The following is a 19,250-nucleotide window of genomic DNA, read 5'->3' as shown; positions in this document are numbered from 1 at the left end:
GCACTCGCCGCTGGCGCTGGCCCCGTACCATGGGGTCGCGCCTGTTCCTGATCTTGCTGGCGGGCATGATCGTCGCGCACCTGATGTCGTTTGCCGTGCTGTTTTCGGAGCGGTACATGTCGGCGCGGCAGGTCATGCTGGGCACGCTGGAGACCGACGTGGCGACGTCGGTGGCGATTCTTGACCGGATTCCCGCCGCCGAGCGCCCGCAGTGGCTGCCACGCGTGAACCGTGGCAACTATCAGTACATCCTGGGGCCCGGTTCGCCGGGGGTGCCGGAGATGACCGAGCGCGGGCGCGACATCGCCGAGCGGATCATGGAAGCCACCGGCACGCACTACCCGGTGACGGTGCAGTCGATTCCGGGGGACGGCAAGCAGCTGCAGGCGCATCTGACGCTCACCGACGGCAGCCCGCTGACCATCGACGTGCATCCGCGCATGACCCCCATCGCCCAGTGGCTGCCCTATGTGCTGGTGCTGCAGTTGCTGCTGCTGATCCTGTGCTGCTGGTTCGCCGTGCGCCTGTCGATCCGCCCGCTGGTGGCGCTGGCCGATGCCGCGGACGCACTCAACCCCAATACCCGGTCGCAGCCGCTGGATGAGCAAGGCCCCACGGAACTGGCGCAGGCGGCGCGGGCGTTCAATGCCATGCGCGACCGCATCGCGCAATTTGTCGAGGAGCGCGTGCAGATCCTGGCCGCCATCTCGCATGACCTGCAGACGCCCATCACGCGGATGAAGCTGCGCGCGGAAATGGCCGAGGACTCCGAGGAAAAGCGCAAGCTGGTCAACGACCTGGCGGAAATCGAGACACTGGTGCGGGAAGGGCTGGCCTATGCGCGCAGTTCCGGCGGCGACGGCGAGGAGGCGTCCCGCATCGACCTGGGGTCGTTTGTCGAAAGCCTGGTCTACGACTACCAGGACACCGGCAAGGATGTGTCGATCGGCGAGAACGCTGGCGGCGCCATCGTGACGCGCCGCAACGCGCTGAGGCGCGTGCTGACCAACCTGATCGACAACGCCATCAAATACGGCGGCGGGGCGGCCGAAGTGGGCGTCCACCGCGAACGTGACGCCGTGATCATATCGATCATGGACCGGGGGCCCGGCATCCCCGAAGACAAGCTCGAAGCCGTGTTGCAGCCGTTTGTCCGCCTGGAGGGTTCGCGCAACCGCGAAACCGGCGGCACCGGCCTGGGCCTGGCCATCGCCCACCAGCTTGCTGCGGCCATCGGCGGCTCGCTGACGCTGCGCAACCGCGAAGGCGGCGGCCTGGCCGCCGATATCCGGCTGGGCTGAGGTTTCCTGGCGATCGTTTCCAGCGACCGATGGCTTGCTTTCCTCTCCCGCCCGCGGGAGAGGTGCCGGACGGAGAGGGCAGGCGGTTCGAATCGCAACCGGCAGGCCAGCGGCGCCTTGCCGTCCTCTCCCCAACCCTCTCCCATTCACGGATGAGGGTAGTGCCGCAAGGCGCACGTCTCTCGTTCCTCCCCTCCCCGTAGTGCCAGCCCGCTGCAGGCTTCCTTCCTTTTTGTACGCCTTTGTATCAGGCCACCGCGACGATACGTGCCCTGACAGAACGGCTGCCAAGTCGCTACGGGCGCGATACGTGGGCCGCCTTAAATACGGTCCATGGCAGCGCGACGCACAAACGACACGCCAAAACGCTGCCACGGCAATCCACCGAATCGACCGCATCCCACTGAAAAGGAAACCATCATGTCCAAGAACCTCACCAAGCGCCTTGTCCTCGCCGTTGCCCTGGTTGCCGCCGCTGCAGGCGCACAGGCTTCCGTTGTAGGCGCCCGCGATGTGTACATCGACGGCGCCCGCGCCGTGCAAGGTGCCCGCGACGTGTTCAGCGAAGGCGCCCGGTCGGCCACCGACGCCCGCGACCCGTACACCGAAGGCGCCCGCTCGGCGCAGGAACCGCGCAGCCCGTACACCGACGGCGCCCGCACGGTAGCCAGCCTGTCGTACCGCTCGGCCGATCCGTTCAGCGACGGCGCGCGTTCGGTACAGGACCAGCGCAGCCCGTACTACGACGGTGCCCGCTCGGTGCAAGAGCCGCGCAGCCCCTACTACGACGGCGCCCATACGGTAGCCGGCCTGGATCGCACCGGCGTGTCGGCCCCGCCGGCCCGCTCGGCCGACCCGTACCTGGACGGCGCACGCTCGGTGCAGGACCAGCGCAACCCGTTCTATGACGGCGCCCGCACGCTCGACCCGTACTACGAAGGCGCCCGCACGCTGGCCGGCATGGACCGCACCGGCGTGTCGGCCGACCCGGCACGCAGCGTCGATCCGTACCTGGATGGCGCCTACGCCTGAGCCCGGCCCCACAGCAAGCTTCGAATCCGCTTCACCACAACCAAACCACTGAACCAGACAAGGAATCCACCATGACCCGCATCGAAAAAGTCCTGTACACCGGCAAGGTCCACATCACGTCCGGCGGCCGCGACGGCTCGGCCCGCAGCGACGACGGCAAGCTCGACATCGACCTGTCGTCGCCGGGCAGCAAGGGCAACGGCACCAACCCCGAGCAGCTGCTGGCCGCCGGCTGGTCTGCCTGCTTCATCGGTGCCATCGGCCTGGCCGCCGGCAAGCAGAAGATCGAGCTGCCGGAAGACCTGTCTGTCGATGCCGAAGTGGACCTCGGCACGGCCGGTGTGGAGTACCTGCTGCAGGCCCGGCTACGCGTGCATATCCCCGGCATCGAGCGCGAGGTGGCGCAGGCGCTGGTGGACACCGCCCACCGCACCTGCCCGTACTCGAAGGCCCTGCACGGCAACATCCATATCGAAACCGAACTGGTCTGACCAGTGCCCCATCGCCCCGTTGGTCCGCCATGCGCACACGGGGCGAGCATTTTCGGAAAGAGGCCCCTGAATCATGCGTAACGTACTGCGCGCCATGCTTGCCGCCATCGGCATCGCGGCCATCTATACCTTCGGCACCGGCGCCATCGCCGAAATTCCAAAGGTGGGCGACCAGGGCGCCGCCCCCGAATTCGTGGGCATCAACAACTGGCTGAATTCCGAGCCACTCACGATGCAGCAACTGCGTGGCAAGGTGGTGCTGGTCGACTTCTGGACGTACGCCTGCGGCAACTGCGTGAACACGCTGCCGTATGTGAAACAGTGGTACGACAAGTACAAGGACCAGGGCCTGGTGGTGGTCGGCGTGCACACGCCGGAATTCCCGTTCGAGAAATCGACCGAGAACGTACAGGCGGCGCTCAAGCGATACGACATCCGCTACCCGGTGGCGCAGGACAACATGTACGGCACGTGGTCGGCCTATCGCAACCAGTACTGGCCCGCGCTCTACCTGATCGACGCCAATGGCCGCATCGTCTACCAGCACTACGGCGAAGGCCGCTACAAGGAAATCGAGGCGGCCATCCAGAAGCTGCTGGCGGAACGCAGGGCGGCGCAGCCGGGCTGAGTGCACTGTCGCCGTGAATGGATCATAGTCCGAGCCTGTCTCGGAACCCGGAAAGGGGCCTTGCTTCGCAGGGCCCTTTTCATTTGCGCGTAAATCGCAATCCGACGAATTCTGCGTGCGGTTGCGTCGGATTAGATCACTGCGAAATCGGTAGCTTTCGCGGCAGGAAGTCGGTGTAGCGTGCGTCGCAGAGGGGTAGTCAACCGTGCTTAGGGTTTTCGATTCTGGATAGGAGACCAAGCGCCGGGAGTTAAACACGTGCAGCGGAGCGAAAATGAAGCAAGATATTTTATATCGCGTCGAAAATGGCGACACCGTGGATAAAATTGCAAGCGATCATGGCGTCGACGCGCAGGAACTGCTAATGGCGAACCATATCCGCGAATCGAACTTTATTTACGCCGGCCAGTACTTGCGGATTCCGCGGCAGGAAAAAGAATTTATCGAATTCTGGCTTTATTTCGTCGATTCGATCGGGAGTCCTATCGCCGATCTTAGGGTTCATATCTATAGCGGCTTGGACGAGTATAGAGTCTCTACCGACAGTTTCGGCGTGCTTCCCCCATTTCGCGTATTCGACAAGGACGAGTGGCCGCGCATATTCGTCGAGAAGATGGGAGGGGGTGAAAAATTATTATCGGAGATCGCGGCGTCTTGGGGTGTTCATCAGCTCACATTCGTCAGTCCAAAAAAAAGATAAACGTTGCTTTGCGACGGCATGACGGGCTTCCTGATACGAATACTCACGCTAGTTTCAGCGCGGAAGGCGTGTCTTCGCATCGAGATTTGGCTGGAAATCCTGTGCTCAACGTGGGAGTTGAGTGTCCCAATCGAGAGAACCTCCGCCTTGGAGTCAACGATAAATATCGGAAGTTTATTGTGCAGGCCGCTAGTCGCGCCGGAATTCAGCCGCAAGGCTTGGCAGCGATGATCGATGCAGAAGCTGCAAAGATTTCCATCGTTGTTGAAAAGCAAGTCTTGCGAAGGGGAAGCCGCAATTCAATAAGGACGGATCTCCAAAAACTAGAAAGCAGAAAATAACCACCAGGGAATGGGATCCGAAGTCTGCAGCGAAAAATTCTTCTGCGCGGGGTATGTCTCAGTTTCTCGCCGCTACATGGATGGGGTTGGCAGTCGCGAAAGATACGTTTTTACACGCGAGAGCGATTGAGCGCGGTATTTTCTCCACTGACCCGAAGGGTCAGTTAATCTTTACGCTGACGGACGGAAGCTCCAGTGCATTAACTGTCGAAAATATGAAGAAAATTTTGAGGAAACAGGAAACTGCCAGGGATGCCAACGTTCTAGCGTTACTCGATCTCAGATTCGATGCAGAGTGCGCAATTCAAGCCCTAGCCGATTACGCTGTTAAAAATGCGCGGTGGATCGCGGGCAAGGGTTACCCAATAGATGCTCTCGATTCATCGGACACCGTAAAATTAATGTATGCGAGTCATCACTTAGGCGGCGGTGATTTGTTGAATTACATTAATGACGCAATCGAAGAGGATCGGGCAAAGGAACTGCTTGTGGCGCAGGTGGGTAAGGCCCGCGCAGAGTTATTGGCGGCGGCTCAAGAAGGCGAATATGTTGCGGCGCAGCGTTATTGGTTGAACGATTATATAGAGGGGAAGATTGTTCCCAAGGCTTTTTGTTGCGATCCGACTAATATTCCGAGTGGGCGGTCCATTATCGACATCTCCGATTTCTTGAGGAAGGGCAGAAATGAGAGGGGTTAATATTATTGCGACGATTATCGCACTGCTGGTTCAGGATGCATTTGCGACGCCCAAGGATGAAAAATTCCATTGTTCTATTGAAAAAGATGGAGTGATGCATGAAGTCTTCGTGACTATTAAAAACGGCGACGGCGCAATTCTCGACTACCGGTCGCTCACGAAAACAGAGGCGGGAAAAAACAATTGCCGTCTTCAAGGAATGGGCGCGGTGCGATCGGCGATGTGGAGGACAATCGCAATTCCACTGCAGGACGAGGACGTTGTGACTATTTTCCGATGCGGCGATTTATTGACACTACACTTAAAGATCACAAAAAGATGGAACTACTGTGGACACGCCTCAGAGATAGCAGAAAATATTACCGTGCGGCGCGAATGGTCGGCGTGCGTTTCCGTCGACGAGAATTAGATCGAAATACTTTAGCAGTTCCATATGTCATACGTAGTGAAGTCAAGACGCCATTCTCAATCGGGAATGGCCGTCCTTAACCATCTTCCGGCGCTACTCCCCCATCCATCAACACAATCGTCAACAACACCGACGCATCGGTCACGGCCTTTAGATCGTGCCGGACGTTGCCGGCCAGGTAGATCAGGTCGCCCGGTTTCAGGCGTTGCGAGCCGTGGTCCAGCGCGACTTCGACTTCTCCCTCGATGCACTGGATGGTCAGCGGGCCGGCCACGGCGTGTGGGGGCAACTGTTTGCCTGCCAGCATCACCAAGCGGGCCACTTCCATGTGCGGGGCCTTGAACAGCGCGGTGGTGGGGGTGTTCTTGAGGTTGGCGCCCAGCGGTAGCACGCTGGCGGTCTGGCCGGAAGACAGGTGGGGGATCGACATGGCTTCGCTCGCTGACTGGGATTGGCTTGTTCCAAGGCCGCGCCTTCCTGCGCGCGGCAGGTTTCAGTCTATGGCCAAATCGGCAGCAAGGCACAGGACGGCAGCGCGCGAATGTGGCGCAGGCAGCGTATGTCGGCCGGCGGGTGGCTTGGCGTTCGCAACACTGGCGAGGCCGTCCGACGAAGGCGAGGGCCGGGTCTGACGAGCCGCGTCGCGCCGGGTATGAGCCGTCGGACACGCCCCGCCAGTGATACCCGCTACCGCTGCTCAGGCCAGCGCGCCATCGGTGTAGACGTCGATCGTGCGGGAGGGCTCGGCCGACACGCCGCTGCGGTCCATGCCGGCCAGCGCGCCATCGGTGTAGACGTCGATCGTGCGGGAGGGCTCGGCGGATACGCCGCTGCGGTCCATGCCGGCCAGCGCGCCGTCGGTGTAGACGTCAATCGTGCGCGAGGGCTCGGCCGATACGCCCCGGAGGTCCATCCCGGACAGGGAACGGTCGTTGTCGACTTCGCGCGTGGTCGGGGCCACGACACGTGCGCCTTCGCTGAACGTGTCAAATCGGCCGGTGCGCGCGCCGTCGGTGAAGACATCGCGCGTGTCCATGCGGAAGGTGTAGCCGTACCTGTCGCCAGCATGGGTGCTGTCGCGCGGGCCCGAGGCCTGGGCGCCGCCTGCCGCCAGGCCGAGGGCCAGGGCAGTGGTGGAGAGAACGGAAATGGTGAATCTGCGTGACATGGCAAAACTCCAAAGGCAGGTGAAACACAACGGAACGCCGCGAGGCGTTCCTCTGCTATTACGCAGTTCCCGTACCAGCGGATGCAGGGGGCCGAATGTGGCGCGGCTGACGCGCCAAGGCTGAAAATTGCCATCGGACGTTGGTCGCGCGCCAACACCGCGCCAGCCCGATGGCGGCCGTGGGCAAACACCTCGCTGCCGGGTCAGGTCGGCGTCAGGCCCGTCTGATAGCGTCGCCAGACGTATAGGGATTGGCCCGCGCTGCCGTTATCCCCGGTACCCCCGCATCCGATGGCTCAGACAATCCATGAAGACATATCTCCGCTCGGTGAGGTTCGGCCTGATACGTACGATGGCGCTAGGCGCACTGGTCACTGCCTTGCTGGTGGGCGGCGGGCTGTTTGTCATGAAGCGGCTCGATTCCTACGTCACCACCATCTATGTCGGCAATACGCTGCCTGTGGGGCAGCTTGGCGAACTGCGGGCCAGTTGCCTGGAAGCCAGGCGACGGCTCTGGAAGGCGCTGGCCATGCGCACGCATGGGGACGATCACGCCATCGTTGCCGGCGTGCGCGATGACCTGGCGCGCATGGACAAGGCCTGGGCCGCGTACTTCGGGGCAAATGTCAGCGGACCGCGCGATCAGCAGGCGGCAGAGGCCCTGGGCCAGGAACTTGCCCAGTTTCGCAATCTGGCACTGGCCGCAGCCGGGATGATCGCCGGCGGCCATCACGACGCGGCCCGGACTTACCTGGGCGCACAGATTGGCCTGATGCGGCACTTGGATGACCTGATGACGCGGGCCATCGATGCCAATGTCGCGCAGGCTGCCTCCCTGGCGCAGGGCAGCACGCGCATGCTGGAGCAAACCGCGCAGGCCGCGGCGGCGGTGCTGGCCATCGCCATGGTCGTGTCGCTGACCTTTGGCTTCCGGCTGCTGCGCGAGCGTGACGATGCGCGACGGTCGTCGCGCTACAGCCTGTGGCTGGTGGACCAGGCATTCGAACTGACGCAGGACGGCATGATGATCACCGACGTGCATGGTGTGATCGAGAAAGTGAATCCCGCCTTTGTGCGGCTCACGGGCTATACGGAAGCGGAACTGATCGGCAACACGCCGCGCATGCTCAGCTCGGGCCGCCAGCCGCCCGAGTTCTATCGCGATATGTGGCAGGCGTTGCGCGAATCGGGCCACTGGCGCGGCGAACTATGGAACCGGCGCAAGGACGGCGCGATCTATCGCGAATCGCTGTCGATCCACGGCATCCGGGGCCCCAGGGGGGAGGTGTCCAACTTTGTGGCGGTCTGCGCCGACATTACCCAGCGCCAGCTGGCACAGGACCGGCTGGGTTACCTGGCCACGCACGATGCGCTCACCGGGCTGCCCAATCGCACCTTGCTGGGCGAGCGGCTGGAGCAGGCCATCGGCAGGGCGCGCCGGAGCGGCACGCATGTCGCCGTCATGTTCATCGATCTGGACGGGTTCAAGGCGGTCAATGACACGCTGGGGCACGGCATTGGCGACGAGACGCTGATCACGGTGGCCCAGCGCCTGAAGGCCCAGTTGCGCGAAGGCGATACCGTGGCGCGCCTGGGCGGCGACGAGTTCGCCATCGTGCTGGAGGATGTGGCGGACATCGGCAACGTGGCGCCGCTGGCGGAAAGGCTGGTGCAGACGGTGGGCGGGATCGATACCATCAACGATTGTCCGATCCGCATTACGCCAAGCATCGGCATCGCCCTGTACCCGGACGATGCCGGCGAACCCGACTACTTGCTGAACCTGGCCGACGAAAGCATGTACGTGGCCAAGCGGTCGGGCAAGAACGGCTACTGCTTCAGCGGAGCGTTGCCGCGCCAGGCGGCTTAGGACGGCCCAGGGCGTGGCGCCGGGCCGTTCCCGGTCGGCTGGGTGGTGGATCAGGACGCGTCTGCGGCGCGGTCTGCGGTGACCGGCGGATTGGCCGCGAACCGGGCGCAATGGGTCGAAAAGAACGTGCGCACGTTTCGGACATTGCTGGCGCCGCGGAACAGGCGCCGCGCGAAGGCATCGTAGGCGGCCATGTCGCGCAATGCCACCATCACCACGAAATCCGGCCCCGGCGAGACGCGGTAGCACTGTGTCACCGCCGGCTCCGCGCAGACCTGGCTTTCGAACGCCGCGTAGTCCTCGGCCGTCTGCCGGTCGAGCGTCACTTCGATGATGGCCGTCAGGGCATGGCCAACCTTTTCGGCGTCGAGCACGGCGATCTCGCGAGCGATAACGCCGTTTTCGCGCAAGCGGCGTACGCGGCGCATGGTAGTGGGCGCCGACGCGAAGACGCGTGCCGCCAGCTCGACATTGGTCAGCGAGGCATCGGCTTGCATGACCTGGAGGATGCGCAGGTCGAGGTCATCGAGGGCGATGGAAATCATGGCAAGTCTCAGTGAAATAAAATTTCAGACATATCTTACTGCAATTGAAAACGTCATAGGAAGTGAATTTTCGAAAGAAAATTTCATGGCGGGCAGCCTACCATCCGGTCCATCGCATCAAATCGATGTGGGATACCGAAACCGGAGGGTCTATGTGCGGAATTGTGGGCGCGGTGGCGCAGCGCGATATCGTTGGAGAACTGGTCGATGGCCTGAAGCGGCTGGAATATCGCGGCTACGACTCATGCGGCGTGGCCGCCTTGCAGGGTGGGCGGCTGGTGCGGTCGCGCAGCGTGGACCGCGTGGCGGCGCTGCAGCGTGACGTGGCCGAACAGGCCATCGACGGATACACCGGCATTGCCCACACGCGCTGGGCCACGCATGGCAAGCCGGTCACGGCCAATGCCCACCCCCACTTCTCGCCGAACGATCGCGCACCGCGTATCGCGCTGTCCCACAACGGCATCATCGAAAACCACGAGGCCCTGCGCGGCGAACTGGAAGCCCACGGCTACGTGTTCGCCAGCCAGACCGACAGCGAGGTGATTGCGCACCTGGTGGATCATCTCTACAACGGCGACCTGTTCGAGGCGGTGCGCGAGGCTGTCAGGCGGCTGCGCGGCAGCTATGCGATCGCCGTGCTGTGCCGCGACGAGCCGCACCGGCTAGTGGGCGCCCGGTACGGCATGCCGCTGGTGGTCGGCGTCGGCGAAGACGAGAACTACCTGGCGTCCGATGCCATCGCTGTGGCCGCCGTCACGAACCGGATCGTCTACCTGGAGGATGGCGATGTGGCCGATGTGCAGATGCATCGCCACTGGATCGTCGATGCCGCCGGTCAGCGGGCGGAGCGTGCCGTGCATACGGTGGCGGCGCACAGCGCGGCGGCCGATCTGGGGCTGTACCAGCACTACATGCAGAAGGAGATTTTCGAGCAGCCGCGCGCCGTGGCCGACACGCTGCAGGACATCACCTCGATCATGCCCGAGCTGTTTGGCGACGGCGCGTATCGGCAGCTCGAAACGGTGGATGCCGTGCTGCTGCTGGCGTGTGGCGGCAGCTATCATGCGGCGCTGACCGCCAGCTACTGGATCGAACGGCTGGCCAACCTGCCGGTGCGGGTGGAAATCGCCAGCGAGTATCGGTATCGGGACGGATTCAGCAATCCGAACATGCTGGTCGTGGCGGTGTCGCAGAGCGGTGAGACCGCCGACGTGCTTGGCGCCGTGCAGGCGGCGCGCGAACGCGGCATGCATCGCACGCTGGCCATCTGCAACGTGGCCACCAGCGCCCTGGTGCGGGCCTGCACGATGCAGTTCATCACGCGGGCAGGCGTGGAAATCGGCGTGGCGTCCACGAAGGCATTCACCACACAACTGGTGGCGCTGTTCCTGCTGGCGCTGACGCTGGCGCAGATGCGCGGCCGCCTGTCGGACGCCGAAGAACAGGACCACCTGCGCGCGCTGCGGCACCTGCCCGACGCACTGAGCCGGGTGCTGGCGCTGGAACCGCACTTCATCGGCTGGGCCGATCAGCTGACCCGTACGGAGAACATCCTGTTCCTGGGGCGCGGCATGCACTATCCGATCGCGCTCGAAGGCGCGCTGAAGATGAAGGAGATCTCCTACATCCACGCGGAGGGCTACGCGGCGGGCGAACTCAAGCATGGGCCGCTGGCGCTGATCAGCGACCAGATGCCCGTGGTGGCCGTGGCGCCCAATGACAGCCTGCTCGAAAAACTGAAGTCGAACATGCACGAGGTACACGCGCGCAACGGCAAGCTCTATGTGTTCGCGGATATCGACTGCGCGCTGCAGCCGGGCGAGGGCCTGGAAATCATCCGGCTGACCGAGCACTATGGGCTGCTATCGCCCATCGTCCACACCATTCCGATGCAGTTGCTGGCGTATCACACCGCGCTGGCGCGAGGCACCGATATCGACAAGCCTCGGAACCTGGCCAAATCGGTCACGGTGGAGTGAGGGCGGCGCGCGCAAAAAAGAAGCGCCCCTCCGGGAGAGCGGGCGCCATGGATCAAGGGAGGCCCGACGGGTCTGGACCGCCGGGCACGTAAATAATCTAGGTCAGAAGTGGAGGTGTCAGCCGGTACGGAAAGCACCCGTTCCGGACACGGCGGCGCGTTGTGGACGGCAGCTTTGTGAACACCGACGTTGGCTGACGCAGTTGTCAGACCATGGCCGACTACCGCGCCAGCCGTTTTGGGTGAATAAGTAAGACATGCGACAGACACCCATGGAGACTTAAATGAGCGGCAAGGACGTACACGTGGTGCCGGCCCCGGATGGCTGGGCCGTGGAAGAGGCCAAGAGCCCGGAAGGCCGGAAGCTGTTTGCGACGCAGGAAGACGCCATCGAAGTGGCTACCGAGATGGCCCGGAAGAACCAGGCGGAACTGTTTATCCACGGCCGGGACGGCCAGATCCGGGCGCGCAATTCGTTCGGGCACGATCCCAGGTCGATCCGGGGCTGAACGCTGCGGTGGGGGTGGAACATGGAGGCGGCATTCGAGGCCGTATTCGGCACGGGCAGGGAGCTCGCGTGGTATCAGATGTCCGCGCGTGCGGCGCTGGTGTTCCTGGCCACATGGCTGTTGCTGCGCGCTGCGGGCCGGCGGACCTTCGCCCAGAAGACCGCGTTCGACCTCTGCATCATGCTGCTGCTCGGGGCGATCCTGTCGCGCGCGGTGGTGGGCGCCAGTCCGATCCTTGGCACGCTGGCGGCGGCGGCCGTCCTGGTCTTCATGCATCGGCTGGTGTGCATGCTGTCTGCAACATGGCCGGCGGTGGACCGGGCCATCGCCGGCCGGCCGATCGTGCTGGTGAAGGACGGGCACGAGGATCGCCACGCCCGCAGGCGTGCCATGCTCAGCGACGAAGATCTCGACGCCAACGCCAGGGCGAAGCTGCACACCGCGGGCTGGAACGACCAGCGGAACGGGCGCGGTGACACGCAATGGGATGTCGTGCTCGAACGGGACGGACAGATATCGTTCGTCAAACACCCCAGGCAGGCAGGCCACGACACGCCACGGCCGTCGTACCCACGAACGGAGGACGCCCATGCACCCGGCTGAGGCCGCCGCGCACTTCCTGCAGCGCCATGGCTTGCGGCTGGCCACGGCGGAGTCCTGCACGGCAGGGCTCATTGCATCCCATATTGCCGACATACCGGGCTGCGGCGGCACGCTGAAGTGCGCCATCGTTGCCTATTCGCCCGACGCCAAGGAGCAGATCCTTGGCGTCAGTGCCGACCTCATCGCGCGGCACGGCCTGACCAGCGAGGCGGTATCGCTGGCCATGGCGCAAGGTGTGATGCGGCTCAGCCAGGCCGATGTGGCCGTCGCCAACACGGGCGTGACGGACGACGGGGCCCCCGATGGCACGCCGCCCGGCACGCAGTGCTTCGCGTGGCTGGTCCGCGTGCGTGGCACCCAGATATGCGAGTACACGGAAACGCGCCAGTTTCGCGGGGATCGCACCGAGATCCGGGACGCCGCAGCCCTGTGGGCGCTACAACGCATCGCGCACTACCATGCGCTGGCCATTGCCGGGCGTCGGGACGATGCTGGCACGGCACATGCGTGAGGTAGCTGCGCAACAAGTGCGTTCCCCATCCATTGCCAGCGAGGCGCTGCACAGGGACACTACGCGCCTGTCCGCTTTGTCCACGTTTTGCACGCCGCCGCTGGAACGGCCGGCGTTGCGACGTGACGGCGTGGTTTTATAGTGGGATCATCGCCACAGCGCGATCCGGATGTCATGAAACAACATGCAGTGGTTGGAACGGCCGATATGCCATTCATCAAGCCAAAAATCAGAGCTACGGTCATTTGCGTCCGGGAGGGGCACGTTCTGCTCGTCTCGAAGGATGGCGTGCGCTGGGCGCTCCCCGGCGGGCGACCCGACGACCAGGAATCGCTGGTGGAGGCCGCGTGGCGCGAACTGCGCGAGGAAACCGCGATCGAGGCCAAGTCGCTGACCACGGCCTTCCAGTTCATTGGCGCCACCACGGTGCACCACGTGTTCGCGGCAGCCGTGGGCAAGTCCGCCACGCCCAAGCCTCGCAACGAGATCAAGTACCTGAAGTGGGCGCAGCGCGACGTGCTCGACGAACTGTCCACCAGCCCCACCACGCGGGCCATCGTGTCGCAGTACTTCCTCGCCCGGGCCGGCTGACGCCCGCGTCAGGCCGCGAAGATATTGCACCGTGATTGCAGATCCACCGTCTGGATCTGCAATCACCGGCAAAGACTCCTTACTTCACTTGCGACGCCATTTTCTGCGCCATCTCAAGATGGTGCTCCAGCGTGGGCAGCGTCTGGCGCGCGAACGTCTTGACGCCATCGTCCTTGGCATCGTCCGCCGCCTTTCGGAATAGCGCCACGGCGTCCTGGTGCGCGTCCACGCCAATCTGCTGCGCATAGGCGCGGTCGAACTCGGCGCCCTTCAGCTGCCCCAGCCTGGCCAGCGCCTGCTGGTCCTTCTGCAGGGGCGTGGCCGGCAACTGCACCCCCAGCCTTTGCGCCTGCTGCTTCAGCTTTGCCTCGGCGGCGCGATGGTCCTGGATCATCTGGGTGGCAAACGACTTGACGGCGGGGCTGCTGGCGCGGCTTTGCGCCAGGTTGCTGGCATCGATTTCCAGCGTCCCTGCCATGGCGGCCTTGCGCAGGAACATGACATCGCCGTCGCCGGCCATGGCGGTGCCCGGCTGGTCCGACAGCGGTGCCGCGTGCGCGCCGGGGGTCGCCATGGACATGACTGCCGCGGTGGCGGCAAGCATCAGGAAACCGGTAAGTCGCGTGGTGGATACTGGCATGGCAGTCCTCGCTTGGTGGTGGATCGGTGCGATTAGCAAAGGCAAGCGCCATGCCGGAAGTCATTGGCATGATGCTTGCGGCATTCCCGACGCGATTGCCCATCAGGAGACCGTGATGCCCAGCAAGTCACATACCGGCAAGCCCGCCGAAAAGCGCGGCGCCAATCCCGGCGTGCGCACCGACCGGCGCGCCGACCAGTTGAAGAGCCGCAGCGCAGATCCCGGCCAGAGCAGCTATGGCGGATTCCGCAACGAAGATCCCGGCGCGCAGCATCAGGCCACGTCGGCGTCGCCGGGCAAGCGCCCGAAGAAGGGCCACGGGGCCTGACGTGTACCGATCACCCATGGAACTCAGCCAGCGGGAGAGGTCATGAACCGAGACAGCAGGGACGACGGGCATCGCGATGATCGATTCCTCGACGACCGGCGCGGGCCGCCGCGCGATTACGGCGGCGATCCGCGCCGCATGGAACGCATGCGCTATACCGGGCAGGCGGGATGGGGCATCGGCCAGGGCTATCCCGACGAAGTGCGCGACCGCGACGATGGCAGTGGCGCCTACCGTCATGGCGGCACGCCCGGCGAACCCCGCTGGCGCGACGGCTACGGCACGGCTCGCGGCAGCGGCGTCGATGACCACGCGTTGCCCGGCGCCTACGGCCACGGGCCCGGCGGCTCGGCGCGGCCGCATGGACGGCAGCCAGCCGGGCCCAAGGGCTATACCCGCCCGGACGAACGTATTCGCGAAGACCTGTGCGAACGCCTGACGCATACGGGCCGGCTCGATGTGCGCGAAGTCGAGGTGACGGTATCGGACGGCTGGGTCACGCTCTCCGGCACGGTGCCGGCGCGCCCGCAGAAGTACCGCATCGAGGACATCGCCGCATCGGTGTACGGCGTCAAGGATGTCGAGAACCGGATCCGGGTGCTGCCCGGCAGCGGCGATACGCGCTGGACGGAACAGTCGAGCCAGCCGGGGCTGACCGGCCAGCTTGGCCGCGCCGGCCAGACCGCGAGCCAGAACGTGGGTGAGGATGCGGGGCAGGACCCGAACCCGAACGCCGGGGCGAAGCCGGCCTAGCGCACGGCAGGGCCTGTCCGCTACAGCCCGAAATACTGGCGGTTTCCGACGATGCGCGGCCGCTCGCTGTCGGGAAAGCGGCTTGCTGCGAGCAACCGCCGCAGGGCGTCGCGCCCCTGGTCGAGCGCGCCCACATAGTATGCGCTGACCACCAGTTCATCGAGCGCACGCCAGGCGTAGACCGATTCGTCGACGAACAGCGCATCGGCCGGCTTCGGCATGCTGGCGGCCTGTTGCGCGAACAGGTGCGCCAGCGCGAATTCGCTGCGCAGACGATGAAAGCGCGCCAGTTCGCACAGCGGTTCGGCACGGGTCGGGCGCTGCTGATAGGCGTCGAGATAGGCCGCCTGCACAGCGGCGGGCGCGTCGCCGCGCCGCTCGCGCAGCACGGCGGTCTGAAAGCGCGCGAACCAGACCTCCTCGTCCCAGCCGCCCATCGCGGCGCGTTCGTCGTAGACGCGCACGGCATCGTCGAGCTTGCCGGCGTCGCGATAGCTTTGCGCCAGATAGAAGCGGTAGCGCGTGTTGGCGGGCTCGTCGCGCACGGCCTGTTCCAGCACGGCGATATCGCGCAGGTAGGTCTGTGGGTCGCGCGCCCGGGCGCCATCGCGCGCCACGACGATGGCCGCCTGGGGCAGGGCCTCCCAGCGGTGCGGGGCGTCCTGCGTCAGGAATTCGTGCAGCACGCCTTCCCAGCGCCAGGGCTGGCGGGCGCGCACCAGCGCGTTGCGCAGATAATGCCAGCCGTCGAGTTCACAGCGGAACTGATAGCCGTCCGCCTGCAGGTCGGGCCAGCGGAAGTCCGGCGCCATGCGCAGTGTTTCGTCGGCGTCGATGCACAGCAGGTAGTCGCCCTCGCCCCTATCGCCGCCGGCATCGCCCATGGCCGTACGGGCCAGCGCCATGGCCTCGTTGCGGTTGTGTGCGAAGTTGCGCCACGGGCGTTCGTGCAACGCGCCGGGCAAGTCGGCCATGAAGCGGCGGATCACGTCCTGCGTGCCGTCGCTGGACCCCGTATCGACGATGACCCAATGGTCGATCCAGGGCTTCACGCTGGCCAGGCAGCGCTCGATTACCGGGGCTTCGTCCTTGACGATCATGTTCAGGCAAATGCGTGTCACCGCGACCTCGCTGGCTCAAAAAATCCGGGCGAAGAATACCCGTTTTTGGCTGCGCGGTGCTGTCCGGGCGCGCCGCACTGTCTGCCCCACCAAGGTAGGGGGTGATTTGAAGTCGCCCGCCTGGCTATCCATCGCTAAGATGCTGCCGCGCCACGCGGGACATGTTCCGGCATGCAGGCCCGAGGGCGTCGATAAAACCATCAATTCAGAACGGAACGGGGAAATGAAACAACAACAATGGGCTGCCGCCCTGTCGGTGGCCACATCGGTACTTCTTGCAAGCTGCGGTGGCGGAGAAGGCTCCGGAAGCGCGGCCAGCGCCCCGGCAGCCCTGCCGGCAGCGACGATTTCGGGTACTGCGGCGACTGGCGCGCCAATCACCAATGCCGCGCTGACGGTCAAGTGCGTGAGCGGCCAGACCACCGTGACAACGGGATCGGACGGTAGCTGGAGCGCATCGACGGCCAATCTGGCCCTGCCGTGCGTGTTGCGCGTGACCACGGCCACCGGCGAAGTGTTGCACTCGTACATCGAATCGGCCGGCACAACCAACGTCACGCCGATTACCGAACTGGTTGTGGCGGCCGCCTATGGCAATGCCGACACCGAAGCGTTTTTCACCAATTTCTCGACGGTATCGGCTGCCGCGGCCAGCGAAAAGCTGGCCCTGGCCATTACCCAGGTCAAGCAACGCCTGTCCACGCTGGGCGTCAATGCGGATTCGCTGAACCTGCTCAACCAGAAATTCAATCCGCGCAACGGCGACAACTACGATGATCGTCTGGAAGACATCGCGGCCAAGCTGAAGCTCACCAACTCGACGCTGGCCGCACTGTCGAGCGATGTGGCACAGGGCAAGGTCGGTCCGGTGGGGCCGACCGGCGCGACGGGAGCAACGGGTGCCACGGGAGCGACCGGGGCCACGGGCGCCACGGGTGCCAATGGTGCCGATGGCTCCACGGGCGCGACGGGTGTGCAGGGCCCTGTGGGCGCCACGGGATCGCAAGGCAATCCCGGTGCCACGGGCGCTACCGGTCCGGCCGGTGCCACGGGCGCCACGGGTCCCGCCGGCGCGACCGGCGCGACCGGCGCAACGGGTCCGCAAGGCAGCACGGGTGCTACAGGCGCCACCGGCGCCACGGGTGTGGCGGGCGCTACCGGTGCCACGGGTGCCGCGGGAGCAACCGGTGCCACCGGCGCCACAGGCGCCACCGGTGTGGCGGGCGCTACCGGTGCCACGGGTGCCACGGGAGCAACCGGCGCCACGGGGGCAACCGGCGCCACGGGGGCAACCGGCGCCACGGGGGCAACCGGTGCCACCGGCCCCGCCGGCACGATTCCCGGCCTCGGCAACACCGGCTCCATCGGTGATGGCAACGAGGGCGATTGCACGATGGCCACGGTCTGGCTGTCCGCCGCAAGCTTCGCGGCAGGCGGCGTGCACGCGGATGGCCGTGTGTTGTCCATCATGAACAACCAGGCGTTGTTCGCGCTGATCGGCACCAAGTTCGGTGGCGATGGTGTCAACAACTTCAAGCTGCCGGACCTGCGCCCGCTGGAGCCGACCGGGCTCTACTACGTGATCTGCACGCAGGGTATTTTCCCGTCGCGCCAGTAAGCCGGATGGCCGGCACGGGCGGCCCGGCCAGGCCGCCCGACACCGCTATGCCACGCGCGCGTCCGGCTTTTGACGGCTACGCCCAGCCGGCCGCGCCAGCCCCAGATGCTCACGCAGCGTGGTGCCCGTGTATTGCTCGCGGAACAGCCCGCGCCGGCGCAGTTCGGGCAGCACCAGTTCGATGAAATCGTCGAGCCCGCCGGGCAGCCACGGAGGCATCACGTTGAAGCCATCGGCGGCTTCACCCTCGAACCACGCCTGCAGCTGGTCGACGATCTGCGACGGCGTACCGTGGATCGACCAGTGCCCGCGCGCGGTGGCTACGCGCCGGCACAGTTGCCGGATCGTCAGGCGTTCCGCACGGGCGACACCTGTCACCAGCTGGAAGCGGCTCTTGGCGCCATTGGGCTCCTGCAGGTTGTCGGGCAGCGGGCCATCGAGCGGGTAGCCGCTCAGGTCGATGCCGCCCAGGTGCTGCGACAGCAGTGCCAGTCCCACCGACGGCAGGATCAGGTCCTGCAGCGCCTCGAATTTTTCCTCGGCTTCGGCGGCCGTGCGCCCCACCACCGGGAAGACGCCCGGCAGAATCTTGAGCTGGTCCGGCGATCGGCCAAACCGCGCCAGCCGGCCCTTGAGGCCACGGTAGAACGCCTGCGCGCCTTCCAGCGACTGCTGCGCCGTGAATATCACCTCGGCGGTACGCGCGGCCAGTGCCTGCCCGGCCTCCGAAGATCCCGCCTGCACGATCACGGGATGCCCCTGCGGTGGCCGCGATACGTTGAGCGGGCCACGCACCTGGAAATGCTTGCCCTTGTGATCGAGCCGGTGCAGTTTCTCCGCCGTGAAATGCACGCCGCGGGTCTTGTCATGGACCAGGGCGTCGTCTTCCCAGGTATCCCACAGGCCGGTCACCACATCGACGAACTCCTCTGCGCGCGCATAGCGGTCCGCATGCTCGGGATGCTTGTCCAGGTTGAAGTTGCGTGCCTCGGCATCGGACCACGACGTCACCACGTTCCAGCCCGCGCGGCCGCCGCTCAGGTGGTCGAGCGACGCGAACTTGCGCGCCACGTGATAGGGCTCGTTGTACGTGGTGGAGACCGTGGCCACCAGCCCGATCCGCTGCGTGACCGCCGCCAGCGCCGACAGCAGCGTCAGCGGCTCGAACGTGGCCGCGCGCGCCGTATGCGGCAGCGTGGCATCGTCCATGCCGCGGATCGCCACGCCGTCGGCCAGGAACAGTGCGTCGAAGCCGGCCGATTCCGCACGTCGGGCCAGCGCGGCATAGTGCGCCAGGCTGCGGCCGGCGTCGGCATGGGCCTCGGGATGGCGCCAGCCTGCCACATGGTGGCCGGTGGCCATGACGAAGGCGCCCAGATGGAGTTGCCGTGGCGATTGCGTCTGGCTCATGG

The 19,250-nt window shown here is 65.1% G+C and carries 22 protein-coding genes; 16 read left to right on the top strand and 6 right to left on the bottom strand.

The features are described 5' to 3' along the window. Positions 1-29 precede the first annotated feature (29 nt). The 7 genes from BLQ58_RS09995 to BLQ58_RS28765 all read left to right on the top strand — a co-directional run bounded on the left by BLQ58_RS09995 (position 30) and on the right by BLQ58_RS28765 (position 5,600). Positions 30-1,301, top strand: coding sequence for a sensor histidine kinase (locus BLQ58_RS09995; RefSeq protein WP_092597220.1), 1,272 nt, complete (start codon positions 30-32; stop codon positions 1,299-1,301). Positions 1,302-1,721: 420 nt separating this feature from the next. Beyond that, complete coding sequence (locus BLQ58_RS09990) at positions 1,722-2,333, top strand: hypothetical protein (RefSeq protein WP_049815855.1); 612 nt, start codon at positions 1,722-1,724, stop codon at positions 2,331-2,333. A 71-nt stretch (positions 2,334-2,404) separates the two neighbouring features. Then, positions 2,405-2,824, top strand: coding sequence for an organic hydroperoxide resistance protein (locus BLQ58_RS09985; protein WP_029050983.1), 420 nt, complete (start codon positions 2,405-2,407; stop codon positions 2,822-2,824). A 73-nt stretch (positions 2,825-2,897) separates the two neighbouring features. Further along, positions 2,898-3,452, top strand: coding sequence for a thioredoxin family protein (locus BLQ58_RS09980; protein ID WP_029050984.1), 555 nt, complete (start codon positions 2,898-2,900; stop codon positions 3,450-3,452). Positions 3,453-3,726: 274 nt separating this feature from the next. Continuing rightward, positions 3,727-4,152, top strand: a complete 426-nt coding sequence (locus BLQ58_RS09975; RefSeq protein WP_029050985.1) for a LysM peptidoglycan-binding domain-containing protein — start codon at positions 3,727-3,729, stop codon at positions 4,150-4,152. Positions 4,153-4,546: 394 nt separating this feature from the next. Then, entirely contained in the window at positions 4,547-5,191 is a 645-nt protein-coding gene (locus BLQ58_RS09970) for a hypothetical protein (RefSeq protein ID WP_029050986.1), read from the top strand. Further along, complete coding sequence (locus BLQ58_RS28765) at positions 5,178-5,600, top strand: hypothetical protein (RefSeq protein WP_049815856.1); 423 nt, start codon at positions 5,178-5,180, stop codon at positions 5,598-5,600. The genes BLQ58_RS09970 and BLQ58_RS28765 overlap by 14 nt, the downstream gene beginning before the upstream one ends. A 76-nt stretch (positions 5,601-5,676) precedes the next feature. Here the strand turns inward: BLQ58_RS28765 and BLQ58_RS09965 are convergent, their stop codons facing one another. Then, complete coding sequence (locus tag BLQ58_RS09965; protein ID WP_029050987.1) at positions 5,677-6,030, bottom strand: cupin domain-containing protein; 354 nt, start codon at positions 6,028-6,030, stop codon at positions 5,677-5,679. A 267-nt stretch (positions 6,031-6,297) separates the two neighbouring features. After that, entirely contained in the window at positions 6,298-6,768 is a 471-nt protein-coding gene (locus BLQ58_RS09960) for a hypothetical protein (RefSeq protein WP_092597217.1), read from the bottom strand. Positions 6,769-7,075: 307 nt separating this feature from the next. Between BLQ58_RS09960 and BLQ58_RS09955 the strand changes: the two genes are divergently transcribed. Further along, complete coding sequence (locus BLQ58_RS09955) at positions 7,076-8,638, top strand: diguanylate cyclase domain-containing protein (RefSeq protein ID WP_049816002.1); 1,563 nt, start codon at positions 7,076-7,078, stop codon at positions 8,636-8,638. 50 nt (positions 8,639-8,688) lie between these two features. Here BLQ58_RS09955 and BLQ58_RS09950 read toward each other — a convergent pair whose 3' ends face one another. After that, positions 8,689-9,183, bottom strand: coding sequence for an Lrp/AsnC family transcriptional regulator (locus BLQ58_RS09950; protein ID WP_029051696.1), 495 nt, complete (start codon positions 9,181-9,183; stop codon positions 8,689-8,691). 152 nt (positions 9,184-9,335) lie between these two features. Between BLQ58_RS09950 and glmS the strand changes: the two genes are divergently transcribed. The 5 genes from glmS (at position 9,336) to BLQ58_RS09925 (ending at position 13,378) form a co-directional block, all read left to right on the top strand. Beyond that, positions 9,336-11,165, top strand: coding sequence for a glutamine--fructose-6-phosphate transaminase (isomerizing) (gene glmS / locus BLQ58_RS09945; protein WP_092597215.1), 1,830 nt, complete (start codon positions 9,336-9,338; stop codon positions 11,163-11,165). Positions 11,166-11,448: 283 nt separating this feature from the next. Continuing rightward, positions 11,449-11,673, top strand: coding sequence for a DUF2188 domain-containing protein (locus BLQ58_RS09940; RefSeq protein WP_029051728.1), 225 nt, complete (start codon positions 11,449-11,451; stop codon positions 11,671-11,673). A 21-nt stretch (positions 11,674-11,694) separates the two neighbouring features. Continuing rightward, positions 11,695-12,276 (top strand): DUF421 domain-containing protein, encoded by a 582-nt coding sequence (locus tag BLQ58_RS09935; RefSeq protein ID WP_049816014.1) that lies wholly within the window; start codon positions 11,695-11,697, stop codon positions 12,274-12,276. Next, positions 12,263-12,787 (top strand): CinA family protein, encoded by a 525-nt coding sequence (locus BLQ58_RS09930; protein WP_029051727.1) that lies wholly within the window; start codon positions 12,263-12,265, stop codon positions 12,785-12,787. Before BLQ58_RS09935 ends, BLQ58_RS09930 begins: the two co-directional genes overlap by 14 nt. Before the next feature lie 174 nt (positions 12,788-12,961). Further along, positions 12,962-13,378, top strand: a complete 417-nt coding sequence (locus BLQ58_RS09925) for an NUDIX hydrolase (protein ID WP_343654829.1) — start codon at positions 12,962-12,964, stop codon at positions 13,376-13,378. A gap of 79 nt (positions 13,379-13,457) precedes the next feature. Here BLQ58_RS09925 and BLQ58_RS09920 read toward each other — a convergent pair whose 3' ends face one another. Continuing rightward, positions 13,458-14,018: a DUF4142 domain-containing protein gene (locus BLQ58_RS09920; protein ID WP_092597212.1), complete on the bottom strand. Its 561-nt coding sequence runs from the start codon at positions 14,016-14,018 to the stop codon at positions 13,458-13,460. 115 nt (positions 14,019-14,133) lie between these two features. Here BLQ58_RS09920 and BLQ58_RS09915 point away from each other — a divergent pair, with 115 nt between their 5' ends. Together BLQ58_RS09915 and BLQ58_RS29315 are read left to right on the top strand one after the other, a co-directional pair. After that, complete coding sequence (locus tag BLQ58_RS09915; protein WP_092597209.1) at positions 14,134-14,346, top strand: hypothetical protein; 213 nt, start codon at positions 14,134-14,136, stop codon at positions 14,344-14,346. Positions 14,347-14,388: 42 nt separating this feature from the next. Next, the gene (locus BLQ58_RS29315) at positions 14,389-15,099 is read left to right on the top strand and encodes a BON domain-containing protein (RefSeq protein ID WP_092597206.1); all 711 of its coding nucleotides are present in this window, start codon (positions 14,389-14,391) and stop codon (positions 15,097-15,099) included. A 20-nt stretch (positions 15,100-15,119) separates the two neighbouring features. Here BLQ58_RS29315 and BLQ58_RS09905 read toward each other — a convergent pair whose 3' ends face one another. Then, entirely contained in the window at positions 15,120-16,220 is a 1,101-nt protein-coding gene (locus BLQ58_RS09905; RefSeq protein WP_254775875.1) for a tetratricopeptide repeat-containing glycosyltransferase, read from the bottom strand. Between the two features lie 223 nt (positions 16,221-16,443). On the opposite strand from BLQ58_RS09905, the gene BLQ58_RS29450 reads away from it, so the two are divergent. Then, positions 16,444-17,838, top strand: coding sequence for a phage tail protein (locus tag BLQ58_RS29450; RefSeq protein ID WP_175459877.1), 1,395 nt, complete (start codon positions 16,444-16,446; stop codon positions 17,836-17,838). A 45-nt stretch (positions 17,839-17,883) separates the two neighbouring features. On the opposite strand, the gene BLQ58_RS09895 is transcribed toward BLQ58_RS29450, so the two are convergent. Continuing rightward, complete coding sequence (locus tag BLQ58_RS09895; protein WP_092597200.1) at positions 17,884-19,248, bottom strand: LLM class flavin-dependent oxidoreductase; 1,365 nt, start codon at positions 19,246-19,248, stop codon at positions 17,884-17,886. Between the last annotated feature and the right edge of the window lie 2 nt (positions 19,249-19,250).

Origin of the sequence: Ralstonia sp. 25mfcol4.1 (assembly GCF_900104095.1) — a bacterium.
Classification (GTDB): Bacteria; Pseudomonadota; Gammaproteobacteria; order Burkholderiales; family Burkholderiaceae; genus Cupriavidus.
Note: the sequence above shows the minus strand (reverse complement) of the source record. Positions and strands in the feature narration are given on the sequence as shown.

Excerpts from the sequence above, each read along its gene's own strand:
- BLQ58_RS09995 (WP_092597220.1), top strand. The coding sequence starts at position 30 with ATGGGGTCGCGCCTGTTCCTGATCTTGCTGGCGGGCATGATCGTCGCG.
- BLQ58_RS29315 (WP_092597206.1), top strand. The coding sequence starts at position 14,389 with ATGAACCGAGACAGCAGGGACGACGGGCATCGCGATGATCGATTCCTC.
- BLQ58_RS09935 (WP_049816014.1), top strand. The coding sequence starts at position 11,695 with ATGGAGGCGGCATTCGAGGCCGTATTCGGCACGGGCAGGGAGCTCGCG.
- BLQ58_RS09920 (WP_092597212.1), bottom strand. The coding sequence starts at position 14,018 with ATGCCAGTATCCACCACGCGACTTACCGGTTTCCTGATGCTTGCCGCC.
- BLQ58_RS09985 (WP_029050983.1), top strand. The coding sequence starts at position 2,405 with ATGACCCGCATCGAAAAAGTCCTGTACACCGGCAAGGTCCACATCACG.
- BLQ58_RS09950 (WP_029051696.1), bottom strand. The coding sequence starts at position 9,183 with ATGATTTCCATCGCCCTCGATGACCTCGACCTGCGCATCCTCCAGGTC.
- BLQ58_RS09930 (WP_029051727.1), top strand. The coding sequence starts at position 12,263 with ATGCACCCGGCTGAGGCCGCCGCGCACTTCCTGCAGCGCCATGGCTTG.
- BLQ58_RS28765 (WP_049815856.1), top strand. The coding sequence starts at position 5,178 with ATGAGAGGGGTTAATATTATTGCGACGATTATCGCACTGCTGGTTCAG.
- BLQ58_RS09970 (WP_029050986.1), top strand. The coding sequence starts at position 4,547 with ATGTCTCAGTTTCTCGCCGCTACATGGATGGGGTTGGCAGTCGCGAAA.
- BLQ58_RS09955 (WP_049816002.1), top strand. The coding sequence starts at position 7,076 with ATGAAGACATATCTCCGCTCGGTGAGGTTCGGCCTGATACGTACGATG.
- BLQ58_RS09895 (WP_092597200.1), bottom strand. The coding sequence starts at position 19,248 with ATGAGCCAGACGCAATCGCCACGGCAACTCCATCTGGGCGCCTTCGTC.
- BLQ58_RS09940 (WP_029051728.1), top strand. The coding sequence starts at position 11,449 with ATGAGCGGCAAGGACGTACACGTGGTGCCGGCCCCGGATGGCTGGGCC.
- BLQ58_RS09980 (WP_029050984.1), top strand. The coding sequence starts at position 2,898 with ATGCGTAACGTACTGCGCGCCATGCTTGCCGCCATCGGCATCGCGGCC.
- BLQ58_RS29450 (WP_175459877.1), top strand. The coding sequence starts at position 16,444 with ATGAAACAACAACAATGGGCTGCCGCCCTGTCGGTGGCCACATCGGTA.
- BLQ58_RS09925 (WP_343654829.1), top strand. The coding sequence starts at position 12,962 with ATGAAACAACATGCAGTGGTTGGAACGGCCGATATGCCATTCATCAAG.
- BLQ58_RS09975 (WP_029050985.1), top strand. The coding sequence starts at position 3,727 with ATGAAGCAAGATATTTTATATCGCGTCGAAAATGGCGACACCGTGGAT.
- BLQ58_RS09960 (WP_092597217.1), bottom strand. The coding sequence starts at position 6,768 with ATGTCACGCAGATTCACCATTTCCGTTCTCTCCACCACTGCCCTGGCC.
- BLQ58_RS09990 (WP_049815855.1), top strand. The coding sequence starts at position 1,722 with ATGTCCAAGAACCTCACCAAGCGCCTTGTCCTCGCCGTTGCCCTGGTT.
- BLQ58_RS09915 (WP_092597209.1), top strand. The coding sequence starts at position 14,134 with ATGCCCAGCAAGTCACATACCGGCAAGCCCGCCGAAAAGCGCGGCGCC.
- BLQ58_RS09965 (WP_029050987.1), bottom strand. The coding sequence starts at position 6,030 with ATGTCGATCCCCCACCTGTCTTCCGGCCAGACCGCCAGCGTGCTACCG.
- glmS (WP_092597215.1), top strand. The coding sequence starts at position 9,336 with ATGTGCGGAATTGTGGGCGCGGTGGCGCAGCGCGATATCGTTGGAGAA.